Below are 20,968 nucleotides of genomic sequence, written 5' to 3' on the forward strand. Positions count from 1 at the left end.
TTTCATGTTGGCGTATTAATGCGCCGGTACAGGTCCATACTCATTGGTCTCTGCATCACCGGCCTCAAGAAGCAACAAAAGCTGGAGCAGCATGCCGATTATCGGTATCAATGCCAGCAGGCATAACCAGCCGCTGCTGTTGCCATCATGAAAGCGTCGCACCGTCAGCGCCAGTGATGGAAGCCAGACCACGGCGCAGAATAGCGCCATGTGCGGCCCTATAAAGTCGCCGTGATAAAACGTTACTGTGCGTACATCCCACCCAATCATCAGCCCCGACATAACGGTAGTAAATACAAGAAACACCACGAATTCTTTTCTGCTCGAGCGTCCTTCAAAATCAAGACTTTTAAGGAAAACACGACCTATTGTTTTTAACATGGACTCTTAACCTTCAACGTTGACAGCCTGCCATCAGGCCCGCGGCAGTACTGGCCCAAAACGATTTTCCTTTTCTGTAGCAGGCTGAAACAGCAGAAACAGTAGAATGAACGGCCCTACCAACGGAACGAAGTTGACCAGGCACCAGGCGCCACTGCGATCCGAGTCATGGAGGCGGCGCACGCTCAACGCCAGGTTAGGCAGAAAATTGAGGAGCGAGAACACGCCCAGACAAGGCCCTATCCCCCACTCGGGATCAATCCAGTCATTACTAACATCGAGATAAAAAAGAGCCATAGAAGCAGCAATCATGGCGAAAAAATACACCGCATATTCACGAACGCTTGAACGCCCATGAAACTCAAACATCCGGGTGTAAACACTTAAAAGACTATTCATCGACTTACTTCCCTTGCGCACCACATGTGCAATTAACCGGAGCGATCCAGCGCAGGGAGGGCAATATATAGTCAGCGATAGCAACGAGAAGCGGGATAAGTCACCCAGCAATGTAGGAAAACTCAGCAAAAGATGTGAGTCAGCAAAACTGATGTTTATTGCCCTCTCAAAAACATCAAATTATTCGATTGATCCATCAGGAATTTCAAACCCATTCATCAACCCAACCCGCTTACCATGCCCTCCATCGCCACTTGATAAGGAGCGCCGCTCTCATGACTCAATTTCGCAAGGTGCTATCGATCCACACCGGCAAGCCCACCTCCGATGGTGCAGGCGTGCGCCTGACCCGGGTGTTCGGCGGTGCGGGTGTCGAGCAGTTCGATCCCTTCCTGATGCTTGACGAGTTCGGCTCGGACAATCCGGATGAGTACATCGCAGGCTTCCCGCCGCACCCGCACCGAGGCTTCGAGACGGTGACGTACATGCTTGAAGGCCGCATGCGCCATGAAGACCATATGGGCAATGTCGGCTTGCTCCAGGGCGGCGGTGTGCAGTGGATGACGGCTGCGCGCGGCGTTATCCATAGCGAGATGCCGGAGCAGGAAGAAGGCGTGATGCGCGGTTTTCAGTTGTGGCTGAACCTGCCGGGCAAGAACAAGCTGATGGACGCCAGCTACCGGGATATTCAGCCGCAGGATATTCCGCGCCTGACCACCGCCGCCGGTATCGACGTGGTGGTGATTGCCGGCCGCTTCGACGACGGCCAGGTGCAGCAGGACGGTGCGGTGCAACGGCCGGATACCGAGCCGCAGTATTTCGACCTGCACTTGCCGGCAGGCAGCCACATCAGCCCGCAGATCGCGCAAGGCCATCGAGTCTTGCTGTACGTATACGAAGGTCAGATCGAGGTTGCCGGCTGCCCGCAACCGGTGGCGGCCAGTCGCCTGGTACGGCTGGGCGAAGCCGGCGAGCTGCGCATCGACAGTGCCGCCGGTGCGCGGGTATTGCTGATTGCCGGCAAGCCGCTGGGCGAGCCGATCGTGCAATACGGGCCATTCGTGATGAACAGCCGCGAGGAAATCGAGCAAGCGTTTCGCGATTTCAGGGACGACCGGCTGACCGTATAGGCACTAGGCAATGCGCAGAAAACGCTTGAGATCCTCGCTCTGGGCCATGGCGTCATGCCGGCCCAGTTCGATCAATTCGCTGCAATAGCCGGCCTCGAACAACAGATAGCTCAGTACGCTGGCGCCGCTGGTCCTGGTCGCGCCGGGGCCGCGCAGAAAGGTGCGCAATGCGGGTGGCAGTTCGTGGCGGTGACGCGCCGCGATTTCGTCCAGCGGACGGCTGGGCGAAATGACCAGCACCTCAACCGGCGCCATGCCCGGCTGGCAACGCGCTTGCGGGTCGGGCAGCAGTGCACTGAGCGTGTTCAGGCGTTCGAGCAACTCGATATCGCTTTCCAGGCTGTCAATGAACGTGCTGTTGAGCAAATGGCCGCTGATCTGCGCCAGGCTCGGTTGCTGGCCGCTGGTCACGCGGTGCACTGGCGCCTGGGCCTGCACGCCGCGCGGGTTGCCGCTGACGCCGATCACCAGCACCCGGTTGGCGCCCAGGTGCAGCGCCGGGCTGATCGGCGCCGACTGCCGCACTGCGCCATCGCCGAAATACTCCTGCTCGACCTTGACCGGCGCGAACAACAGCGGGATCGCCGAGCTGGCGAGCAGATGATCCACCGTCAATCGCGTCGGCAGGCCCACACGGCGATGGCGCAACCACGGGTCGATAGTGCCCTTGCCCTGATAGAACGTGACGGCCTGCCCGGATTCGTAGCCAAAGGCGGTGACTGCCACGGCGCGCAAGTGCTGGGCTTCAATGGCCTGGTCGATGCCGGAAAGGTCCAGGCGCTCGGTCAGCAGGTCGCGCAAGGGCGAGCTGTTGAGCAAGGCCACCGGCACTTGCGAACCCAGGCCCAGCAGGCTCTTGCCCATGAAGCGCCCGGCCTGGCGAATGACGCCCGGCCAGTCGCTGCGCAGCACCTGATGGCTGCGAAAGTTCTGCCAGAACAGGGTCAAGTGGTGAATGGCGGCGCGAAAGTGCAAGGCATCGCTGGCCAGCTTCACCGCATTGATCGCACCGGCCGAGGTGCCGACGATCACCGGGAATGGATTGGCGGCCCCATAGGGCAGCAACTCGGCGATGCCGGCCAGCACGCCGACCTGATAGGCCGCGCGGGCACCGCCACCGGACAGGATCAGACCGGTGACCGGCTCGATATCGCCGCAAGGGTTTGTCACTACGACGGGTTCAGACATCAAAAAAGAACCTCAGCGATCGCTGTTTTTATTTTTTTGCGTACAACTTGGGCTCACCGGGTGGCCGGCTCTTGAAGCGCCTGTGCGCCCACAGGTATTGCTCGGGGCATTCGGTAATGGCTTTTTCTACCCATTGATTGATGCGCAGGCAATCTTCTTCATCGCTTTGCCCCGGAAAATGATCCAGCGCCGGATGAATCACCAGCCGGTAACCGCTGCCATCGGCCAGGCGCTGCTGGGTGAATGGCACGACGCGGGCGCGGCCCAGCCTGGCAAATTTGCTGGTTGCGGTGACGGTTGCGGCCTGAATACCGAACAGCGGCACAAAAACGCTTTGTTTGGCGCCGTAGTCCTGGTCCGGCGCATACCAGATCGCGCGGCCGTTGCGCAGCAGCTTGAGCATGCCACGCACGTCTTCGCGCTCCACCGCCAGCGAGTCGAGGTTATGCCGCTCGCGACCACGGCGCTGGACGAAGTCGAACAACGGGTTCTTGTGCTCGCGGTACATGCCGTCGATGGTGTGCTGTTGGCCGAGCAATGCAGCGCCGATTTCCAGCGTGGTGAAATGCAGGGCCATGAGAATTACACCTTCGCCCTTCTCATGCGCTTCACGCAGATGCTCAAGCCCCTGGATGTGTGCCAGTTTCGCCAGACGCTGCGGCGACCACCACCAGCTCATGGCCATTTCGAAAAAAGCGATTCCGGTGGACGCAAAGTTTTCCTTGAGCAGTTTCTTGCGCTGGTCGTCGGAAAGTTGCGGGAAACACAGTTCAAGATTGCGTGCGGCGATGGACTTTCGATCAGTTGCAAAGCCGTACATCACCGCGCCCAACAGGCGCCCGATGAACAGCAGCACGCGAAATGGCAGTTGCACAATCAGCCATAACAGCGCCAGCCCCAGCCAGAGCGCCCAGAAACGCGGATGCAGGAAATACGGTCGAAAACGCGGGCGATCCATTTAAGCTTCCGTCAGAACAATGGCTGCGCATTCTACATCGGTTCGCCATCGCTTGCGGCTAGCGGAGGTTCTCGTTATAAGTCACGGCACTTTTAGCGACAAGCCGTTGTCTATGCCGACCATGAGCCAGATCGAATCGCAACACTCCGACCCCGTGTTTCAGCTCAAGGGCAGCATGCTTGCCATCACTGTGATGGAACTGGCGCGCGCCGACCTTGAAGCACTTGATCGTCAATTGGCAGCCAAGGTTGCCCAGGCGCCGAATTTTTTCAGCAATACACCGCTGATTCTGGCTTTGGACAAACTCGCGCCGCATGAAGGGTCCGTCGACCTTCAGGCCCTGGTGCGCCTGTGCCGCCAGCACGGGCTGCGGACCCTGGCGATCCGTGCCAGCCGTATCGAGGACATCGCCGCCGCCATCGCCATCGACCTGCCGGTGCTGCCGCCTTCGGGCGCACGCGAGCGGGCGCTTGACCCGGTCGATGCGGAGCCGGTGAAAAAGATTCCGGAAAAACCACCCGAACCGCTGATCAGGCCGACCCGTGTGGTGACCTCGCCGGTGCGCGGTGGCCAGCAGATTTATGCCCAGGGTGGCGATCTGGTCATCGTTGCACCTGTCAGCCCCGGTGCGGAACTTCTGGCCGATGGCAACATCCATGTCTATGGTCCATTGCGCGGCAGGGCACTGGCCGGTATCAAAGGCGATACCAGGGCACGGATTTTTTGCCAGCAGATGGGTGCCGAGCTGATTTCGATTGCAGGTCAGTACAAGGTGTCCGAAGACCTGCGCCGCGATCCGCTGTGGGGCACCGGGGTACAGATCAGCCTGTCTGGCGATGTGTTGAACATCATTAGGCTTTAACGGATACTGCCGCTATTTATCAAAGCATCTCTGACTGGTTGCGAAGACGTAGCAAAGACTTTAGGAAATCCAGAGAACTTTGTGTTTTATATGGCCGCCTTAATGGGCCGCTTAAAAGCCGATAACTTCCGTGATTTCCATCATTGCCCTACTGACGCCGCTTCAAGGGACGCTCTTCAGGACTGAACAAGTCCGTTTGCTCTAGGGGTGAAACACCTTGGCCAAGATTCTCGTAGTTACATCCGGCAAGGGTGGTGTGGGCAAGACCACCACCAGCGCCGCCATCGGTACCGGCCTCGCCCTGCGTGGCCACAAGACGGTCATCGTCGACTTCGACGTCGGCTTGCGTAACCTCGACCTGATCATGGGCTGCGAACGCCGCGTGGTGTACGACTTCGTCAACGTCGTCAACAACGAAGCCAACCTGCAACAGGCGCTGATCAAGGACAAGAAGATCGAGCACCTGTTCGTACTGGCCGCCAGCCAGACCCGTGACAAGGAAGCGCTGACCAAAGAAGGCGTAGAGCGGGTCCTCAACGAACTTCGCGAAACATTCGAATACATCGTCTGCGATTCGCCGGCGGGCATCGAGACCGGTGCTCACCTGGCCATGTATTTCGCCGACGAAGCCATCGTGGTCACCAACCCGGAAGTGTCTTCGGTTCGCGACTCCGACCGTATGCTGGGCCTGCTGGCCAGCAAGTCGCGTCGTGCCGAAAACGGCGAAGACCCGATCAAGGAACACCTGCTGCTGACCCGCTACAATCCGGAGCGCGTCAGCAAAGGCGAAATGCTCGGCGTGGATGACGTCAAGGACATTCTGGCAGTGACCCTGCTGGGCGTGATCCCTGAATCCCAGGCCGTGCTCAAGGCGTCCAACCAGGGCATCCCGGTCATTCTCGACGAACAGAGCGACGCCGGTCAGGCGTACAGCGATGCCGTCGATCGTCTGCTGGGCAAAACCGTGGATCACCGGTTCCTGGATGTGCACAAGAAAGGATTCTTTGAACGGCTCTTCGGGGGTTGACGCATGAATATTTTTGACTTCTTTCGTGACCGCAAGAAAGCCAACAGCGCTTCGGTTGCGAAAGAGCGTCTACAGATTATTGTGGCGCACGAGCGCGGCCAACGCGGTTTGCAGACCCCCGACTACCTGCCTGCATTGCAGAAGGAGCTGGTGGAAGTGATCCGTAAATACGTCAATATCGAGTCCGATCAAGTGCAGGTAGCTCTGGAAAACCAGGGCAGCTTTTCGATTCTGGAACTCAACGTCACCCTGCCCGATCGCTGATCCCGCAGTCGCCAGCGGCGCAACACACCACTCTCGGGATTGAGAGTGGTGTGTTGCGCCGCTGGCGTTTTTCATGAGGCCTTTTCCCAGCATGCCGTTGTCGAACATCCGCATTCTTCATCAGGACGCCGCCGTCCTGGTGATCGATAAACCTACCTTCCTGCTGTCTGTTCCCGGCCGCGCCGACGACAACAAGGACTGCCTGATCACCCGTCTGCAGGAAAACGGTTACCCCGAGGCGCGGATTGTCCATCGCCTGGACTGGGAAACCTCCGGGATCATCCTGCTGGCCCGTGACCCGGACAGCCACCGCGAGCTGTCGCGTCAATTCCATGACCGCGAAACAGAAAAGGCCTACACCGCACTGTGCTGGGGCCAGCCGGCGCTGGACAGCGGCAGCATCGACCTGCCGTTGCGCTATGACCCGCCGACCAAGCCGCGCCATGTGGTCGACCATGAAGCGGGCAAGCATGCCCTGACCTTCTGGAAAATCGTCGAGCGCCATAGCGACTATTGCCGTGTGGAACTGACCCCCATCACCGGTCGTTCGCACCAGTTGCGCGTGCACATGTTGTCGATTGGCCACCCGTTGCTCGGCGATGGCCTGTACGCCCACGCCGAAGCGCTCGCCGCCTCCGAGCGCTTGTGCCTGCACGCCAGCATGCTGAGCTTTACCCATCCGCTCAGCGGCGAACGTTTGCGCTTCGAGTGCCCGGCGCCGTTCTGAATCGATGCGAGCAATGCGTGACCACATGTTGCCAGCCAATGCGTTAAACTCGCGCCATTGCTGTCTGGAGTGATTTATGCGTGAAGAGTTGAACAAAGGCCTGATCGACTTCCTCAAGGCCTCGCCTACCCCGTTCCATGCCACTGCAACCCTGGTGCAACATCTGGAAGCCGGTGGCTTCCAGCGTCTGGATGAACGTGATACCTGGGCTGTCGAATCGGGAGGCCGTTATTACGTTACCCGCAACGACTCTTCCATCATCGCCTTTCGCATGGGCCGTCATTCGCCCCTGATCGGCGGCATTCGCATGGTCGGCGCCCATACCGACAGCCCGTGCCTGCGGGTCAAGCCGCAGCCGGAGCTGCAACGCCAGGGCTTCTGGCAACTGGGCGTGGAAGTCTATGGCGGTGCCCTGCTGGCACCGTGGTTCGACCGCGACCTGTCGCTGGCCGGACGCGTGACCTTTCGCCGCGATGGCCGGGTCGAAAGCCAGCTGATCGACTTCAAGCTGCCCATCGCCGTCATTCCCAACCTGGCGATCCACCTCAATCGCACCGCCAACGAAGGCTGGCCGATCAATGCCCAGCTCGAATTGCCGCCGATCGTTGCGCAAGTGGCCGGTGACGAGCGCCCGGACTTCCGCGCCTTGCTCACCGAGCAACTGGCCCGTGAGCACGACCTGATCGCCGATGTGGTGCTCGATTACGAGCTGAGCTTTTACGATACCCAGAGCGCAGCGGTCGTGGGCCTGAATGGCGACTTCATCGCCGGTGCGCGTCTCGACAACCTGTTGTCGTGCTATGCCGGCCTGCAAGCGCTGCTCACCAGCACCAGCGAAGAAACCTGCCTGCTGGTCTGTACCGACCATGAAGAGATCGGTTCGTCTTCAGCCTGCGGCGCCGATGGCCCGATGCTGGAGCAAACCCTGCAACGCCTGCTGCCCGATCATGAAACCTATGTGCGCAGCATCCAGCGTTCGCTGTTGATCTCGGCCGACAACGCCCACGGCGTCCACCCCAACTACGCCGACAAGCACGACAGCAATCACGGTCCCAAGCTCAATGCGGGCCCGGTGATCAAGGTCAACAGCAACCAGCGCTACGCCACCAACAGCGAAACCGCAGGCTTCTTCCGCCACCTGTGCATGGCCGAAGAAGTGCCGGTGCAAAGCTTCGTGGTGCGCAGCGACATGGGTTGCGGCTCGACCATCGGCCCGATCACCGCCAGTCACCTGGGTATTCGTACCGTGGACATCGGCCTGCCGACCTTCGCCATGCACTCGATCCGCGAACTGGCCGGCAGCCACGACCTGGGGCATCTGGTCAAAGTGCTGGGCGCGTTCTACGCCAGCGTCGAGTTGCCTTGATCGACCCTGCGGCCGGGCTTCATACCCGGCCGCAGCCTGCCGAATAATCATCCGGACACTTTCAATCGCCAAGCGAGTCAGACCTCAGGACAGGGCTACAGTTATCTGTCGTCGGTGGCGCCGGAAGGTGCCTTTTACTCCCCCGTCTGACCTATGACGATCAAGTGAGGCTCTGGATGATTTCAATCAGAAAAATGTTCGGTGTGCTTTCGATTGCCCTGTGCGTCCTCGCCCAGCCGGCGCTGGCCGCGCCGCAGGGCAAGCCGATCCTGTTCGGTGATCTCACCTGGGAGAGTGGCAACTTCATTACCGAAGTGCTGCGCGAAATCGTCGAGAAAGGCTACGGTTACCCCACCGACACCTTGCCCGGCAGCACCGTGAGCCTGGAAACCGCCCTGGCTCGCAACGATATCCAGGTGATCGGCGAGGAGTGGACAGGTCGCAGCCCGGTCTGGCTCAAGGCCGAACAGGCCGGCCAGGTCCAGGGCCTGGGCGATATCGTCAAAGGCGCCGACGAAGGCTGGTGGGTACCGGCGTATGTGATTGAGGGCGACGCCAAGCGCGGCATCGCGCCGCTGGCCCCGGACCTGCGTTCGGTGCAGGACCTGGAACGCTACCGGACAGTGTTCCGCGATGCCGAAGAGCCGTCCAAAGGGCGTTTTCTCAACAGCCCCAGTGGCTGGACCTCCGAGGTCGTCAACAGCCAGAAACTCAAGGCTTACGGCCTGCAGGACAGTTTCGTGAACTTTCGCAGCGGTTCGGGCGCAGCGCTGGACGCCGAGGTCAACTCGGCGGTGCGCCGTGGCCAGCCGGTGCTGTTCTACTATTGGGCGCCGACACCGCTGCTGGGCCGCCACAAATTCATCAAGCTTGAAGAGCCGCCATTCGACGCCGAGGCCTGGAAGACCTTGTCGGACGGTAATAATACGGCGCCTCGGGGAAGCCGCTCGCTGCCGGCACGGTTGAGCATCGGTGTATCCGCGCCTTTCGCCCGGCAGTATCCGGAACTGGTGAGTTTTTTCGAACGGGTAGACCTGCCGATCGGCCCACTCAACAGCACCCTGGCAACCATGAGCGAGCAACGCCAGGCTCCGCGTCAGGCTGCCTTGGGCTTTCTGCGTGAACAGCCGGATGTCTGGCGCGCCTGGGTGCCTGCCGAGGTGGCCGAACGGGTGGCGAACAGCCTGAAGTAAGTGAGCTGTGGCCGCTCAGTGGCTGCACATCAGTGCGCTGACGCGAATCGCGTCGTGGCGCCAGTATTCCAGATCGCAGTCGATCAGCCGGCCTTGCCGGTCATGATTGACCCGGGCGATGCACAAGCCCGGCGTCCCCAGTGAAACCTTCAGCGCTGCCGCCGCCTCGGCGTGCAGCGCGGCAGGTTGCATCTCGAAACTGACCTGCCCGTATTGCAGGCCGTAACGCTGGTCATACAGCTCGGTCAGCGACTGACTCAGGTCGCAGTCGAGAATCCCGGCAAAATATTCAGGCTTCAGGTAATGCTCGACATACAGCACCAGCCGCTGATCGATGCGCCGCGCCCGGCAGATCTGAATCACGCTGGACAACGCCGGCAGTTGCAAACGCTGACAGATCGCCGCCGAGGCCGGCTGCAAGCGTGCGGACAGCAACTGCGTGTGCGCCTCGCGGCCCTGGGCGGCGACCATCGCATGGAAATGGCTGCGACTGTTAAGGTCGTAGGCCAGGCGCGGCGGCGAAATGAACCAGCCCCGGCGCTCTTCACGGTAGATCAGCCCTTGCGCTTCAAGCTGTACCAGCGCCTCACGCAGGGTGATGCGCGTGGTGTCGAACACCTCGCTCAGCCGGCGTTCGGCCGGCAGTTTGCTACCCGGCAGCAGCAGTCCACGCTCGATCTGCTCTTGCAGGGCGTTGCAGATGGTGGTGAAGGCTCGTGGCTCATCGTCGCGCATTGCATTACCTGATTGGTCTAGACCAGCGCCATAAAAGAGCATGACCGATGCGTGTCATGCCTCTGGAACATGGGTTTTCAGCCTAGATTGCCGAGATGACTGTGCCGTGACAGGGCGTCTGCCGCACGTTGCAAAGACTAGTCCACACCGCGACGCAACACCTTGTCCTTCAAGCCTTTTGCCGTGGTCTACGCTTGTATCCCAGCGCAACCTGAACCGGCGCCGGATTGCTCATCGACACGAAAATGTCACGCAAGTCGCCTAACTTGGCTCAGGTATTGCTGATCTAGACCACATCCTGTGCAACCAACACTTCTTGCCGCAAGTGCAATAAGGAGCTTTCGAATGAAACACCTTTTGTTGGCATCACTGCTGGGTTCGGCCATTGCCATGAGCAACATGGCCTTCGCGGCTGAAACGGACCTCAAGACCCTGGAAGACGCCGCCCGTGCCGAAGGCGCGGTGAACAGTGTGGGTATGCCGGATGACTGGGCAAACTGGAAAGGCACCTGGGCCGACCTGACCGCCAAATACGGACTCAAGCACCTCGACACCGACATGTCGTCGGCGCAGGAAGTGGCCAAGTTCGACGCAGAAAAAGACAACGCCAGCGCCGACATCGGTGACGTCGGCGCAGCCTTCGGCCCCATCGCGACCGCCAAGGGCGTGACCCAGCCGTACAAGCCAAGCACCTGGGAGCAAGTGCCGGAGTGGGCCAAGGACAAGGACGGCCACTGGGCGCTGGCGTATACCGGCACCATCGCCTTCATCGTCAACAAGAACCTGCTGCACGGCTCGGAAATCCCGAAAACCTGGGCTGACCTGAAAACCGGCAAGTACAAGGTGTCCATCGGTGACGTGAGCACCGCAGCGCAGGCTGCCAACGGCGTGCTCGCTGCCGCCATTGCGTTCAAGGGCGACGAAACCAACATCGAGCCGGGCCTGCAGCTGTTCACCGAAATCGCTAAACAAAAGCGCCTGTCGCTGGCCAACCCGACCATCCAGACCATCGAAAAAGGTGAAGTCGAAGTCGGCGTGGTCTGGGACTTCAACGGCCTGAGCTACAAGGCCAAGATGGCCAAGCCCGATGATTTCGTGGTGCTGATTCCTTCCGACGGCACGGTGATTTCCGGCTACACCACCATCATCAACAAATACGCCAAGCACCCTAACGCCGCCAAGCTGACCCGCGAGTACATCTTCAGCGATGCCGGGCAGATCAACCTGGCCCGCGGCAACGCCCGGCCGATCCGTGCCGAGCACGTCACCCTGCCAGACGACGTGAAAGCCAAGCTGCTGCCCAATGAGCAGTACAAGAACGTCACCCCGATCAAGAACCCCGATGCCTGGGAAAAAACCGCCAAGGCCCTGCCGCAGAAATGGAACGAGCAAGTCATCATCGAGATGAACTGATCGTTGATATCCCTCACCGGGGACCGGCCGCCCGGTCGGTCCCCGGTGAGGGTTCTAGCCTTGTTCGGGAGCCATTCATGTGAAGCCCCTTTCCCGCGGTCAATGGCTGGCGCTCTTGTGCCTGCTGCCCTTCGCACTGTTTTTCATCGTATTCCAGATCGCGCCGCTGGCCTGGGTCGCGATCCACAGCCTGCAGTCCGACAGCGGCTGGGGCCTGGATAATTTTGCCAAGGCGTTCAGCTCACGCTTCTATCGCCAGGCGATCCAGTTCAGCCTGGAGATCAGTTTCTGGTCGAGCCTGTTCGGCATCGTCATCGCCACCCTCGGCGCCTGGTCGCTGCATCAGGTGGACTCGAAGCTGCGTGACTTCGTCAGCGCATTCGCCAACATGACCAGCAATTTCTCCGGCGTACCGCTGGCGTTTGCCTTCATCATTTTGCTCGGCTTCAACGGCGCGCTGACCCTGATTCTCAAGCAGGCCGGCATCATCGATGACTTCAACCTGTACTCCAAGACCGGCCTGATCATCGTCTACACCTACTTTCAGATTCCGCTCGGCGTGTTGTTGCTGTACCCGGCCTTCGACGCCCTGCGTGACGACTGGGCCGAATCGGCCGCGCTGCTGGGCGCCAGCCCCTGGCAGTTCTGGCGCCATATCGGCCTGCCGGTGCTGACGCCTGCGCTGCTCGGCACCTTCGTGATTCTGCTGGCCAACGCACTGGGCGCCTACGCCACGGTGTACGCGCTGACCACCGGCAACTTCAATGTCTTGCCCATCCGCATTGCGGCCATGGTCGCCGGCGACATCACCCTCGACCCGAACATGGCCAGCGCCCTGGCGATGATTCTGGTGGGGCTCATGACCCTGGTGACCGTGGTGCATCAGTGGCTGCTCAAGAGGAGCTACCATGTCGCGCGCTGAACGCCGCCCTGCCCCGCTCTACCACCGGCTGGTGGTCTGGGTGCTGTTTGCGATCCTGCTGCTGCCGCTGGCCGGCACCCTGCTGTATTCGATCTCCACCAGCTGGTCGGCCACCGTGCTGCCCAGCGGGCTGACCTTCAAGTGGTACCTGGCACTGTGGAGCGATGCGCGCTTTCTCAGCGCCTTTGGCCAGTCGCTGCTGGTCTGCGTCGGTGCGCTGCTGCTCGCGGTGGTGCTGATTCTGCCGCTGCTGTTTGTGGTGCATTACCACTTTCCGCGCCTGGACGCGCTGATGAACATCCTCATCCTGCTGCCGTTCGCGGTGCCGCCGGTGGTGTCCTCGGTGGGCCTGTTGCAGCTTTATGGTTCAGGCCCGATGGCGATGGTCGGCACGCCGTGGATCCTGATCGGCTGCTACTTCACCATTGCCCTGCCGTTCATGTACCGCGCCATCACCAACAACCTGCAAGCCATCAACCTGGTCGACCTGATGGACGCCGCCCGTCTGCTTGGCGCCAGCACTTGGCAAGCGGCGTTTCTGGTGGTGCTGCCCAACTTGCGCAAAGGTCTGATGGTCGCCTTGTTGCTGTCGTTTTCGTTCCTGTTCGGTGAGTTCGTGTTCGCCAACCTGCTGGTCGGTACCCGCTACGAGACCTTGCAGGTGTACCTGAACAACATGCGCAACAGCAGCGGGCACTTCAACAGCGCGCTGGTGATTTCGTACTTTCTCTTCGTACTGGTACTGACCTGGGTCGCCAACCGACTGAACAAGGACAAAGACTGACATGAGCTTTATCAGTATCGAAAACCTGCAAAAGAGTTACAGCGGCACACCGGTGTTCAGTGATATCCAGTGCCGGATCGGCAAGGGCGAGTTCATCACCCTGCTCGGCCCGTCCGGCTGCGGCAAGTCGACCCTGCTGCGCTGTATCGCAGGGCTGACGCCGGTCGACAACGGACGCATTCTGCTCGACGGCCAGGACCTGGTGCCGCTCAGCCCGCAGAAACGCAATATCGGCATGGTGTTCCAGAGCTACGCGCTGTTTCCCAACATGAGCGTGGCGCAGAACGTCGCCTTCGGCCTGCGCATGCAGAAGGTCAGCGCGGCTGACAGCGAGCGGCGGGTCGATGAGATTCTGCGGCTGGTCGAACTGCAGGATTTCGCCAGACGTTATCCGCACCAGTTGTCTGGCGGCCAATGCCAGCGTGTGGCCCTGGCCCGCTCGCTGGTCACCCGCCCGCGCCTGCTGTTGCTCGATGAGCCGCTGTCGGCGCTGGATGCGCGGATTCGCAAGCACCTGCGCGAGCAGATCCGCGCCATCCAGCGCGAACTGGGCCTGACCACCATCTTCGTCACCCACGACCAGGAAGAAGCCCTGACCATGTCGGACCGCATCTTTCTGATGAACCAAGGCCGAATCGTGCAGAGCGGCGACGCCGAAACCCTCTACACCGCGCCGGTCGACGCCTTTGCGGCCGGTTTTATCGGCAACTACAACCTGCTTGAGGCCGACGCCGCCAGCCGCCTGTTGCAACGCCCGATCGCCGGCCGCATCGCCATCCGCCCCGAAGCCATCGAAGTGCGTGCCGATGGCCCGCTGCACGGCCAGATTCGCAGCCACAGCCTGCTGGGCAACGTGATTCGCTACCGCATCGAAGCCAATGGCGTCGAGCTGGTGGTCGACGTGCTGAACAGATCGGCGGATGATCTGCATGCGGACGGCCAGGCGGTCAGCCTGAAGATTGACACCTCGGCCTTATGCGCTCTCAGCTGAGCGCAGCGACACGTTTCAAGCCGCAAACCGCAAGCTTGAAGCAGACCGCGCCGCTTCTACTTGCAGCTTATCGCTTGAAACTTGTAGCGGCGTGCCCTCACCATTGCCATTCCGCTCAACAGCATTGGAGGCACGCATGCCTGTAGCAATTTTCGACCTGGACGAGACCCTTATCGCCGGCGACTGCTCCACCCTGTGGTGCGAACAGATGGGCCGGCTGGGCTGGGTCGATAGCGCATGGTTCCTGCAACGCAACGATGAATTGATGGCGGCCTACAAGGCAGGCGATCTGTCGATGCAAGACTACATGGCCTTCAGCCTGGAGCCGATGGCCGGGCGCACGCCGGAAGAAATCGAGCACCTTGTCGAGCCCTGGGTGGAGGACTTCATCGAGCCGATCATCTTCAGCGATGCCTGCAAGGCCATCGCCGACCACCGTGCCAGGGGCGACCGGATTCTGGTGATCTCGGCCTCGGGTGTGCATCTGGTCAAACCGATCGCCGAGCGTCTGGGCATCGATGAAGTGCTGGCCATCGATCTCGATGTGCAGCACGGCGTCTACAGCGGCGCCACACTCGGCGTGCTCACCTATCAGCAAGGCAAGGTCACCCGCCTGCTGGAATGGCTCGACGCCGAAGGTGAAAACCTTGAGGGCGCCAGCTTCTATTCCGACTCACGCAACGACCTGCCACTGCTGCAGACTGTCGACAACCCACACGTGGTCAACCCGGACCCGGCGCTGCTGGAACACGCCCAACAGGCCGGCTGGCCGGTGCATCAGTGGAAATAAAGCCTCAGGCCAGGCTTTCGTCGATCACCAGCACGACCTTGCCACTGACCTGATTGCCTTCCAGCTCGGCAAACGCCGCTTCGGCTTCTTCGATCGGGAAGGTGCGCGCCAGTTGCGGGCTCAGGCGGCCTTCAGCGAACAGCGGCCAGACCTGCTGGCCCAGGTCGCTGATCAGGTCGGCCTTGAAGGCGTCGTCGCGGCTGCGCAGGGTCGAGCCCAGCACGTGAATGCGCTTGCCCAGTATCTGCGCCATGTCCAGTTGCGCCTGGCGCCCGCCCATCAGGCCGATCAACACCCAGCGGCTGTCCTGGCCAAGCAGCTTGAGGTTGAGGGCGGCATAGTCATTGCCGCCCACCGGGTCGAGAATCACATTGAATGGCGCAAAGGCCTTGAGACCTTCCAGTCCTTCGCCACGAATGACGCCACCCTGCGCGCCCAGTTGCACGCAATAGTCCAGGCGCCCGGCAGAGCCGACACTGACCCATACCGGGTTGCCAAAGGCCTTGCAGAGCTGAATGGCCGCTGAACCAACTCCACTTGCGCCGGCATGCAGCAAGACTTTCTCGCCGGGCTTGAGCGCAGCCAGCTGAAACAGGTTCAACCAGGCCGTGGCGTACACCTCCGGCAGGCAGGCCGCTTCGGTGAGCGTCAGGTTTTCCGGGACCGGCAGCACATGACGGCCGTCGACCACCACCTCGGTGGCCATCCCGCCGCCGGCCAGCAGGGCGCACACCCGGTCACCCACCTGCCAACTGCTGCCGGAACCCACCTCGCTGATCACGCCTGCGCATTCCAGGCCAATGAATTCACTGGCTCCAGGCGGTGGCGGGTACAAACCCGAGCGCTGCAACAGGTCGGCGCGGTTGAGTCCGGCCGCCGCCACCTTGATACGAACCTGCCCGACATCCAGAGCCAGACTGGGTGCCTGGACCCATTCCACATGTCCGTTAACGCCTTGCAATGCCTTCACAGTGCCTCCATAGTGAGTCAGGACTGAGCCCGTGGCCGTATGCCACGGGCTTTTGCATTATGCGACCGGGTCCATGGAACCGGCGATCTTTAAGACGGCCTAATATGCGTGATCAATTGTCTACTCGTCGAATCAGCATGAAGCATTTATTCCCAAGCACCGCCCTCGCCCTGCTCATCGGCTTCAGCATCCTGCCGATGTCGGCCAGCACCTTCGCCGCCAATAGCTGGGACAAGCTTCAGCCCGATCGCGACGAAGTCATCGCCAGCCTGAATGTCGTGGAGCTGCTCAAACGCCACCACTACAGCAAGCCGCCGCTGGACGACAAGCGCTCGGTCATCATCTACAACAGCTACCTCAAACTCCTCGACCCGGCGCGCAGCTACTTTACGGCCAGCGACATCGCCGAGTTCGACAAGTGGCAGACCCAGTTCGACGACTTCCTGAAAAGCGGCGACCTGAACGCCGGCTTCACCATCTACAAGCGCTACCTGGATCGCAGCAAGGCACGTATGGACTTTGTCCTCGCCGAGCTGAACAAGGGCGTCGACAAACTGGACTTCACCGACAAGGAAACCTTGCTGGTCGACCGCAAGGAAGCCCCTTGGGCCAAGAACCAGTCCGAGCTCGACGACCTGTGGCGCAAGCGCGTCAAGGATGAAGTCCTGCGCCTGAAGATCGCCGGCAAAGAGCCCGCCAAGATTCAGGAACTGCTCACCAAGCGCTACAAGAACCAGCTGGCGCGCCTGAACCAGACCCGCGCCGAAGACATTTTCCAGGCGTACCTGAACTCCTTCGCGATGTCGTACGACCCGCACACCAACTACCTGTCGCCCGACAGCGCGGAAAACTTCGACATCAACATGAGCCTGTCGCTGGAAGGTATTGGCGCGGTGCTGCAAAGCGACAACGACAACGTCAAGATCGTGCGTCTGGTGCCGGCAGGCCCTGCGGCCAAGACCAAACAGGTGGCACCGGCCGACAAGATCGTCGCCGTGGCCCAGGGCGACAAGGAAATGGTCGACGTGATCGGCTGGCGCCTGGACGAAGTGGTCAAGCTGATCCGCGGGCCGAAAGGTTCGGTGGTGCGCCTTGAGGTCATCCCGGCCAGCAATGCGCCGAACGACCAGACCAGCAAAGTGGTGTCGATCACCCGCGAAGCGGTCAAGCTTGAAGAGCAGGCGGCGAAGAAGTCGATCCTGCACCTGAACCAGGACGGTCGCGACTACAAGCTGGGCGTCATCGAAATCCCGGCGTTCTATCTGGACTTCAAGGCCTACCGTGCCGGCGACCCGGAGTACAAGAGCACCACGCGCGACGTGAAGAAACTGCTCACCGAGCTGCAGGCCGAGAAAGTCGACGGCCTGGTGCTGGACCTGCGCAACAACGGCGGTGGCTCGCTGCAGGAAGCTACCGAGCTGACCAGCCTGTTCATCGAGAAAGGCCCGACCGTGCTGGTGCGTAACGCCGACGGCAAGGTCGATGTACTCGAAGACGAAGCCAAGGGCGTGTTCTATAAAGGCCCGATGGCGGTGCTCGTCAACCGCCTGTCGGCCTCGGCTTCGGAAATTTTTGCCGGCGCCATGCAGGACTACCACCGCGCGCTGGTCGTCGGTGGCCAGACCTTCGGTAAAGGCACGGTGCAGACCATCCAGCCGCTCAACCATGGCGAACTGAAGCTGACGCTGGCCAAGTTCTACCGGGTTTCCGGGCAGAGCACCCAGCATCAGGGCGTGGTGCCGGACATCGCTTACCCGTCGCTGATCGACACCAAGGAAATCGGCGAAAGCGCGCTGCCTGAAGCCATGCCGTGGGACAGCATTCGCCCGGCGATTCGTCCGGCGACCGACCCGTTCAAGCCGTTCCTGGCGCAACTGCAGGCGCGCCATGACCAACGCAAGGTCAAGGACGCCGAGTTCGTGTTCATCGAAGACCGCCTGGCACTGGCCAAGCAGTTGATGAACGAGAAAACCGTCAGCCTCAACGAAGTGGACCGTCGTGCCGAGCACGCCGCCATCGAGAACAAGCAGCTGGTGCTGGAAAACACCCGACGCAAGGCCAAGGGCGAAGAGCCGCTCAAGGAATTGAAGAAGGAAGATGAAGAGGCGCTGCCGGTTGAAGACGAGAAGACCAAACCCGAGGACGACGCCTACCTGGCCGAGACCGGGCGCATTCTGCTCGACTATCTGGGCCTGAGTGCTTCGGTCGCCAAGAAGTGATTGTCTGACGACAGTGGCAAACTGCCAATTTCGTCATCAAACAGTCATGATTCTGTCGTGAAATAAGGGCCCGGATGCTACCGCATCCGGGCCCTTATTTTTGCCGTAGAGATCGCCATGACCGTGACCGAACAACTGAGCGCACTGAGTTCAATTCTGGCTCGCAGTGATTTGCACAGTTTGTTCCAGCCAATCGTCATGCTCGGCGAACAACGAATTCTTGGCTATGAAGCCTTGACCCGCGGTCCGTCCAACAGCCCTTTGCACTCGCCTATCAGCCTGTTTGCCGTGGCCCGCCAGTGCGGCCGCCTGAGCGAACTGGAACTGGCTTGTCGCGAAAGCGCCTGCCGACGTTTCAGCCAGCAAAAGCTGCCGGGCAAGCTGTTTCTCAACGTCTCCCCCGAATCCCTGCTCGAAGCTTCGCACCCGCCTGGGCGGACGCTGGAAATGCTGCAACGCTACAGCATCGCGCCTCAGGACGTGGTCATCGAGCTGACCGAACAAACGCCGACCGACGATTTCGAGCTGCTCTACAAGGCGCTGCATCATTACCGCGACATGGGCTTTTCGATTGCGCTGGACGATCTGGGCGCCGGCTATTCGAGCCTGCGCTTGTGGTCGGAGTTGCGCCCGGACTACGTGAAGATCGACCGGCACTTCATCGACGGCATTCATCAGGATGCGGTCAAGCGCGAGTTCGTAGGTTCCATGCTGCAAATGGCCAAGGCCTCACGCGCTACGGTGATCGCCGAAGGCATCGAGCTGGCCGAAGAGCTGGCGGTGCTCATCGAGATGGGTGTCGATCTGGTTCAAGGCTACTTGTTGGCTCGCCCGCAAGAGCGCCCGCCACGCGACATCCACATCATGCTGCCCAAGTCCGAATTGCCCAGCGTGCCGCTGAGCGAGGAAGCCGCCGATCTGGGTGCCCTGCTCAACCCGCAACCGGCGATCAGTCAGGACACGCCCACGGCGCAGGTGCTTGAAGCCTTTCGCTCACAGGCCAACCTTAATTCGATGGCCGTGCTGGATAACCAGTCGCGTCCGTGTGGCATCGTGCACCGGCATTCGTTGTCGGATGCGCTGCTCAAGCCATTCGGCACCGAGCTGTTTGCGCGCAAGCCGATCAGCCGGCTGATGAGTGAAGACTTTCTTGCCGTTGAACTGAACCAGTCGCTGCAACAGGTCAGCCGGCTGCTGACCAGCCGTGCACGCCAGCGTATCGAAGAGGATTTCATCATCACCAGCAATGGCGCTTACGTGGGCCTGGGCCGGGTGATCGATGTGCTCAAACTGATTACCGAGCTCAAGATCCAGCAGGCCCGCTATGCCAACCCGCTGACCTTGCTACCGGGCAACGTGCCGATCCAGCAATGCCTGAGCCGCCTGTTGCAACAGCAGCGCGAGTCGATGGTGTGTTACGTCGATATCGACAGCTTCAAGCCTTTCAACGATATCTATGGCTATGCCCGCGGCGACGAAGTGCTGCTGTGCCTGGCGCAATGCCTGAACGATCGCATTGATGCCAGCCGCGACTTTGTCGGGCATATCGGCGGCGATGATTTTCTGATGGTGCTGGGCCCGGACGAATGGGAAAAACGCCTGCAGACGCTGCTCGACGATTTCCAGAACCAGTGCCGGCGCTTCTACCGCGCCGAGCACCTGGACGCTGGCTGTTTCAGCGCCCTGAACCGTCAGGGCCAGCGCCAGGAATTTCCCTTGCTGTCGCTGTCGATCGGCGTGGTGCATCTGCGCCACGAAGCCTGTACGCGCCTGGACGCCAGCCAGGTGGCCGACCTGGCCTCACAGGCCAAGCACTGCGCCAAGGACATCAGCGGTGCCAGCATTCACCTGATTGATACCCAGCCATGAATCAGGTGACCTGCTGCTTCTGTTCCAGCGCCGGATAAACGAATTCGAATACCCGCACCACTTCGGAAGCATGCCACGCGGCGGCGGCAGTGCCGTCGGAGGGGCCGCTGAAACGCCCCAGACGTGAAGCACACTCGAAAAAACCGGTACGCGGCAGGCGGCTGGCGCCCTGGCTGATGACCAGCGAACTGCGCAGCGGTTGTTCGGCGCGCGCATCCAGAACGGCCAGGTATTCAAGCGCGGCGGTCAGGGTCTGCATCGCCGGGCTGGGCAGTTGCAAGCGCTCCAGCAAGGCCCGGTAGGTCAGCAAATGACGTTGGCGACAGGCGGTGTCCAGTTCAGCCAGCAGGTGCTGCCAATGCTGCCGACTGATGCGCACACTCATGACTCGGTCCGCCAGCCTGGTACCCCCAGATTCCAGGCCAGGCTGCGTTTGATGGCCGCATCCGGCTCGCGGGTGCCGCTTTCGATCAGTTCCAGATAGGCCGGGCTGATCCCGACCGAACGCGCCAGCACCGCCAGCTCAAGACCTTTTGCCTGACGCAGGGCGCCCAGCTGGTCGAAGCCCGGAAAATCTTCAGGAACAGGCTGTGCCTTGGCGGCGGGTGCGGGTTGTTTCTCTTTGAGACCGGCGGCGTTCAATAGCGCCTGATACTGAGCCCAAGGCAATACAGCGTACTCGGGTTCGCCGTCACGAGAGATGACCTGAAGATCCATACGACCCCCTCTGTAGGATGTGGGCTCATTTCGAGCAGGAACAAACCCGGACATCTTAACAGC

At 60.8% G+C, this 20,968-nt stretch carries 22 protein-coding genes; 14 read left to right on the top strand and 8 right to left on the bottom strand.

What is annotated here, in order from left to right; translation table 11 throughout:
* Positions 1-15 precede the first annotated feature (15 nt).
* Together ACYAS9_RS24840 and ACYAS9_RS24845 are read right to left on the bottom strand one after the other, a co-directional pair.
* Positions 16-381, bottom strand: coding sequence for a DUF805 domain-containing protein (locus ACYAS9_RS24840; RefSeq protein ID WP_463571092.1), 366 nt, complete (start codon positions 379-381; stop codon positions 16-18).
* A gap of 33 nt (positions 382-414) precedes the next feature.
* The gene (locus ACYAS9_RS24845; RefSeq protein WP_463571093.1) at positions 415-780 is read right to left on the bottom strand and encodes a DUF805 domain-containing protein; all 366 of its coding nucleotides are present in this window, start codon (positions 778-780) and stop codon (positions 415-417) included.
* A gap of 275 nt (positions 781-1,055) precedes the next feature.
* Between ACYAS9_RS24845 and ACYAS9_RS24850 the strand changes: the two genes are divergently transcribed.
* A complete protein-coding gene (locus tag ACYAS9_RS24850; RefSeq protein WP_463571094.1) occupies positions 1,056-1,910 on the top strand; it encodes a pirin family protein in 855 nt (284 codons plus the stop codon).
* Between the two features lie 3 nt (positions 1,911-1,913).
* On the opposite strand, the gene ACYAS9_RS24855 is transcribed toward ACYAS9_RS24850, so the two are convergent.
* Positions 1,914-3,098: a patatin-like phospholipase family protein gene (locus ACYAS9_RS24855; protein WP_463571095.1), complete on the bottom strand. Its 1,185-nt coding sequence runs from the start codon at positions 3,096-3,098 to the stop codon at positions 1,914-1,916.
* Positions 3,099-3,126: 28 nt separating this feature from the next.
* Positions 3,127-4,056, bottom strand: coding sequence for a lipid A biosynthesis lauroyl acyltransferase (locus ACYAS9_RS24860; protein ID WP_463571096.1), 930 nt, complete (start codon positions 4,054-4,056; stop codon positions 3,127-3,129).
* 121 nt (positions 4,057-4,177) lie between these two features.
* Between ACYAS9_RS24860 and minC the strand changes: the two genes are divergently transcribed.
* The 6 genes from minC to ACYAS9_RS24890 all read left to right on the top strand — a co-directional run bounded on the left by minC (position 4,178) and on the right by ACYAS9_RS24890 (position 9,495).
* Complete coding sequence (gene minC, locus ACYAS9_RS24865) at positions 4,178-4,918, top strand: septum site-determining protein MinC (RefSeq protein WP_463571097.1); 741 nt, start codon at positions 4,178-4,180, stop codon at positions 4,916-4,918.
* 217 nt (positions 4,919-5,135) lie between these two features.
* A complete protein-coding gene (gene minD / locus ACYAS9_RS24870) occupies positions 5,136-5,945 on the top strand; it encodes a septum site-determining protein MinD (protein WP_463571098.1) in 810 nt (269 codons plus the stop codon).
* 3 nt (positions 5,946-5,948) lie between these two features.
* Complete coding sequence (gene minE / locus ACYAS9_RS24875) at positions 5,949-6,209, top strand: cell division topological specificity factor MinE (protein WP_463571099.1); 261 nt, start codon at positions 5,949-5,951, stop codon at positions 6,207-6,209.
* A 91-nt stretch (positions 6,210-6,300) separates the two neighbouring features.
* On the top strand, positions 6,301-6,936 hold the full coding sequence (locus tag ACYAS9_RS24880) for an RluA family pseudouridine synthase (protein ID WP_463571371.1): 636 nt from the start codon (positions 6,301-6,303) through the stop codon (positions 6,934-6,936).
* Positions 6,937-7,012: 76 nt separating this feature from the next.
* Positions 7,013-8,302 (top strand): M18 family aminopeptidase, encoded by a 1,290-nt coding sequence (locus ACYAS9_RS24885; protein ID WP_463571100.1) that lies wholly within the window; start codon positions 7,013-7,015, stop codon positions 8,300-8,302.
* Between the two features lie 176 nt (positions 8,303-8,478).
* On the top strand, positions 8,479-9,495 hold the full coding sequence (locus tag ACYAS9_RS24890) for an ABC transporter substrate-binding protein (RefSeq protein ID WP_463571101.1): 1,017 nt from the start codon (positions 8,479-8,481) through the stop codon (positions 9,493-9,495).
* 15 nt (positions 9,496-9,510) lie between these two features.
* Here the strand turns inward: ACYAS9_RS24890 and ACYAS9_RS24895 are convergent, their stop codons facing one another.
* Positions 9,511-10,230, bottom strand: coding sequence for a UTRA domain-containing protein (locus tag ACYAS9_RS24895; protein ID WP_463571102.1), 720 nt, complete (start codon positions 10,228-10,230; stop codon positions 9,511-9,513).
* 345 nt (positions 10,231-10,575) lie between these two features.
* Between ACYAS9_RS24895 and ACYAS9_RS24900 the strand changes: the two genes are divergently transcribed.
* The 5 genes from ACYAS9_RS24900 to ACYAS9_RS24920 all read left to right on the top strand — a co-directional run bounded on the left by ACYAS9_RS24900 (position 10,576) and on the right by ACYAS9_RS24920 (position 15,130).
* Positions 10,576-11,643 (top strand): ABC transporter substrate-binding protein, encoded by a 1,068-nt coding sequence (locus ACYAS9_RS24900; protein ID WP_463571103.1) that lies wholly within the window; start codon positions 10,576-10,578, stop codon positions 11,641-11,643.
* A gap of 79 nt (positions 11,644-11,722) precedes the next feature.
* Positions 11,723-12,565: an ABC transporter permease gene (locus ACYAS9_RS24905; RefSeq protein WP_463571104.1), complete on the top strand. Its 843-nt coding sequence runs from the start codon at positions 11,723-11,725 to the stop codon at positions 12,563-12,565.
* Positions 12,552-13,349 carry an ABC transporter permease gene (locus tag ACYAS9_RS24910; protein ID WP_463571105.1) on the top strand — a complete coding sequence of 266 codons (798 nt, stop codon included), beginning with the start codon at positions 12,552-12,554 and terminating at the stop codon, positions 13,347-13,349. The genes ACYAS9_RS24905 and ACYAS9_RS24910 overlap by 14 nt, the downstream gene beginning before the upstream one ends.
* 1 nt (position 13,350) lies before the next feature.
* Positions 13,351-14,340 carry an ABC transporter ATP-binding protein gene (locus ACYAS9_RS24915; RefSeq protein ID WP_463571106.1) on the top strand — a complete coding sequence of 330 codons (990 nt, stop codon included), beginning with the start codon at positions 13,351-13,353 and terminating at the stop codon, positions 14,338-14,340.
* Positions 14,341-14,476: 136 nt separating this feature from the next.
* Positions 14,477-15,130, top strand: a complete 654-nt coding sequence (locus ACYAS9_RS24920; protein WP_463571107.1) for an HAD family hydrolase — start codon at positions 14,477-14,479, stop codon at positions 15,128-15,130.
* Positions 15,131-15,134: 4 nt separating this feature from the next.
* Here the strand turns inward: ACYAS9_RS24920 and ACYAS9_RS24925 are convergent, their stop codons facing one another.
* A complete protein-coding gene (locus tag ACYAS9_RS24925; protein WP_463571108.1) occupies positions 15,135-16,100 on the bottom strand; it encodes a zinc-binding dehydrogenase in 966 nt (321 codons plus the stop codon).
* Positions 16,101-16,237: 137 nt separating this feature from the next.
* Here ACYAS9_RS24925 and ACYAS9_RS24930 point away from each other — a divergent pair, with 137 nt between their 5' ends.
* On the top strand, positions 16,238-18,319 hold the full coding sequence (locus ACYAS9_RS24930; RefSeq protein ID WP_463571109.1) for a carboxy terminal-processing peptidase: 2,082 nt from the start codon (positions 16,238-16,240) through the stop codon (positions 18,317-18,319).
* A 117-nt stretch (positions 18,320-18,436) separates the two neighbouring features.
* Positions 18,437-20,188, top strand: a complete 1,752-nt coding sequence (locus ACYAS9_RS24935) for a bifunctional diguanylate cyclase/phosphodiesterase (protein ID WP_463571110.1) — start codon at positions 18,437-18,439, stop codon at positions 20,186-20,188.
* A 1-nt stretch (position 20,189) separates the two neighbouring features.
* On the opposite strand, the gene ACYAS9_RS24940 is transcribed toward ACYAS9_RS24935, so the two are convergent.
* Both ACYAS9_RS24940 and ACYAS9_RS24945 read right to left on the bottom strand, forming a co-directional pair.
* Complete coding sequence (locus ACYAS9_RS24940) at positions 20,190-20,573, bottom strand: hypothetical protein (protein ID WP_463571111.1); 384 nt, start codon at positions 20,571-20,573, stop codon at positions 20,190-20,192.
* Positions 20,570-20,905 carry a helix-turn-helix domain-containing protein gene (locus ACYAS9_RS24945; protein ID WP_463571112.1) on the bottom strand — a complete coding sequence of 112 codons (336 nt, stop codon included), beginning with the start codon at positions 20,903-20,905 and terminating at the stop codon, positions 20,570-20,572. The genes ACYAS9_RS24940 and ACYAS9_RS24945 overlap by 4 nt, the downstream gene beginning before the upstream one ends.
* Between the last annotated feature and the right edge of the window lie 63 nt (positions 20,906-20,968).

This window comes from Pseudomonas sp. HP_08, from assembly GCF_055284095.1.

Bases quoted from the DNA above. Each gene is read 5' to 3' on its own strand.
- ACYAS9_RS24840 (WP_463571092.1), bottom strand. From the start codon at position 381: ATGTTAAAAACAATAGGTCGTGTTTTCCTTAAAAGTCTTGATTTTGAA.
- ACYAS9_RS24845 (WP_463571093.1), bottom strand. From the start codon at position 780: ATGAATAGTCTTTTAAGTGTTTACACCCGGATGTTTGAGTTTCATGGG.
- ACYAS9_RS24850 (WP_463571094.1), top strand. From the start codon at position 1,056: ATGACTCAATTTCGCAAGGTGCTATCGATCCACACCGGCAAGCCCACC.
- ACYAS9_RS24855 (WP_463571095.1), bottom strand. From the start codon at position 3,098: ATGTCTGAACCCGTCGTAGTGACAAACCCTTGCGGCGATATCGAGCCG.
- ACYAS9_RS24860 (WP_463571096.1), bottom strand. From the start codon at position 4,056: ATGGATCGCCCGCGTTTTCGACCGTATTTCCTGCATCCGCGTTTCTGG.
- minC (WP_463571097.1), top strand. From the start codon at position 4,178: ATGAGCCAGATCGAATCGCAACACTCCGACCCCGTGTTTCAGCTCAAG.
- minE (WP_463571099.1), top strand. From the start codon at position 5,949: ATGAATATTTTTGACTTCTTTCGTGACCGCAAGAAAGCCAACAGCGCT.
- ACYAS9_RS24880 (WP_463571371.1), top strand. From the start codon at position 6,301: ATGCCGTTGTCGAACATCCGCATTCTTCATCAGGACGCCGCCGTCCTG.
- ACYAS9_RS24885 (WP_463571100.1), top strand. From the start codon at position 7,013: ATGCGTGAAGAGTTGAACAAAGGCCTGATCGACTTCCTCAAGGCCTCG.
- ACYAS9_RS24890 (WP_463571101.1), top strand. From the start codon at position 8,479: ATGATTTCAATCAGAAAAATGTTCGGTGTGCTTTCGATTGCCCTGTGC.
- ACYAS9_RS24895 (WP_463571102.1), bottom strand. From the start codon at position 10,230: ATGCGCGACGATGAGCCACGAGCCTTCACCACCATCTGCAACGCCCTG.
- ACYAS9_RS24900 (WP_463571103.1), top strand. From the start codon at position 10,576: ATGAAACACCTTTTGTTGGCATCACTGCTGGGTTCGGCCATTGCCATG.
- ACYAS9_RS24910 (WP_463571105.1), top strand. From the start codon at position 12,552: ATGTCGCGCGCTGAACGCCGCCCTGCCCCGCTCTACCACCGGCTGGTG.
- ACYAS9_RS24915 (WP_463571106.1), top strand. From the start codon at position 13,351: ATGAGCTTTATCAGTATCGAAAACCTGCAAAAGAGTTACAGCGGCACA.
- ACYAS9_RS24920 (WP_463571107.1), top strand. From the start codon at position 14,477: ATGCCTGTAGCAATTTTCGACCTGGACGAGACCCTTATCGCCGGCGAC.
- ACYAS9_RS24930 (WP_463571109.1), top strand. From the start codon at position 16,238: ATGAAGCATTTATTCCCAAGCACCGCCCTCGCCCTGCTCATCGGCTTC.
- ACYAS9_RS24935 (WP_463571110.1), top strand. From the start codon at position 18,437: ATGACCGTGACCGAACAACTGAGCGCACTGAGTTCAATTCTGGCTCGC.
- ACYAS9_RS24940 (WP_463571111.1), bottom strand. From the start codon at position 20,573: ATGAGTGTGCGCATCAGTCGGCAGCATTGGCAGCACCTGCTGGCTGAA.
- ACYAS9_RS24945 (WP_463571112.1), bottom strand. From the start codon at position 20,905: ATGGATCTTCAGGTCATCTCTCGTGACGGCGAACCCGAGTACGCTGTA.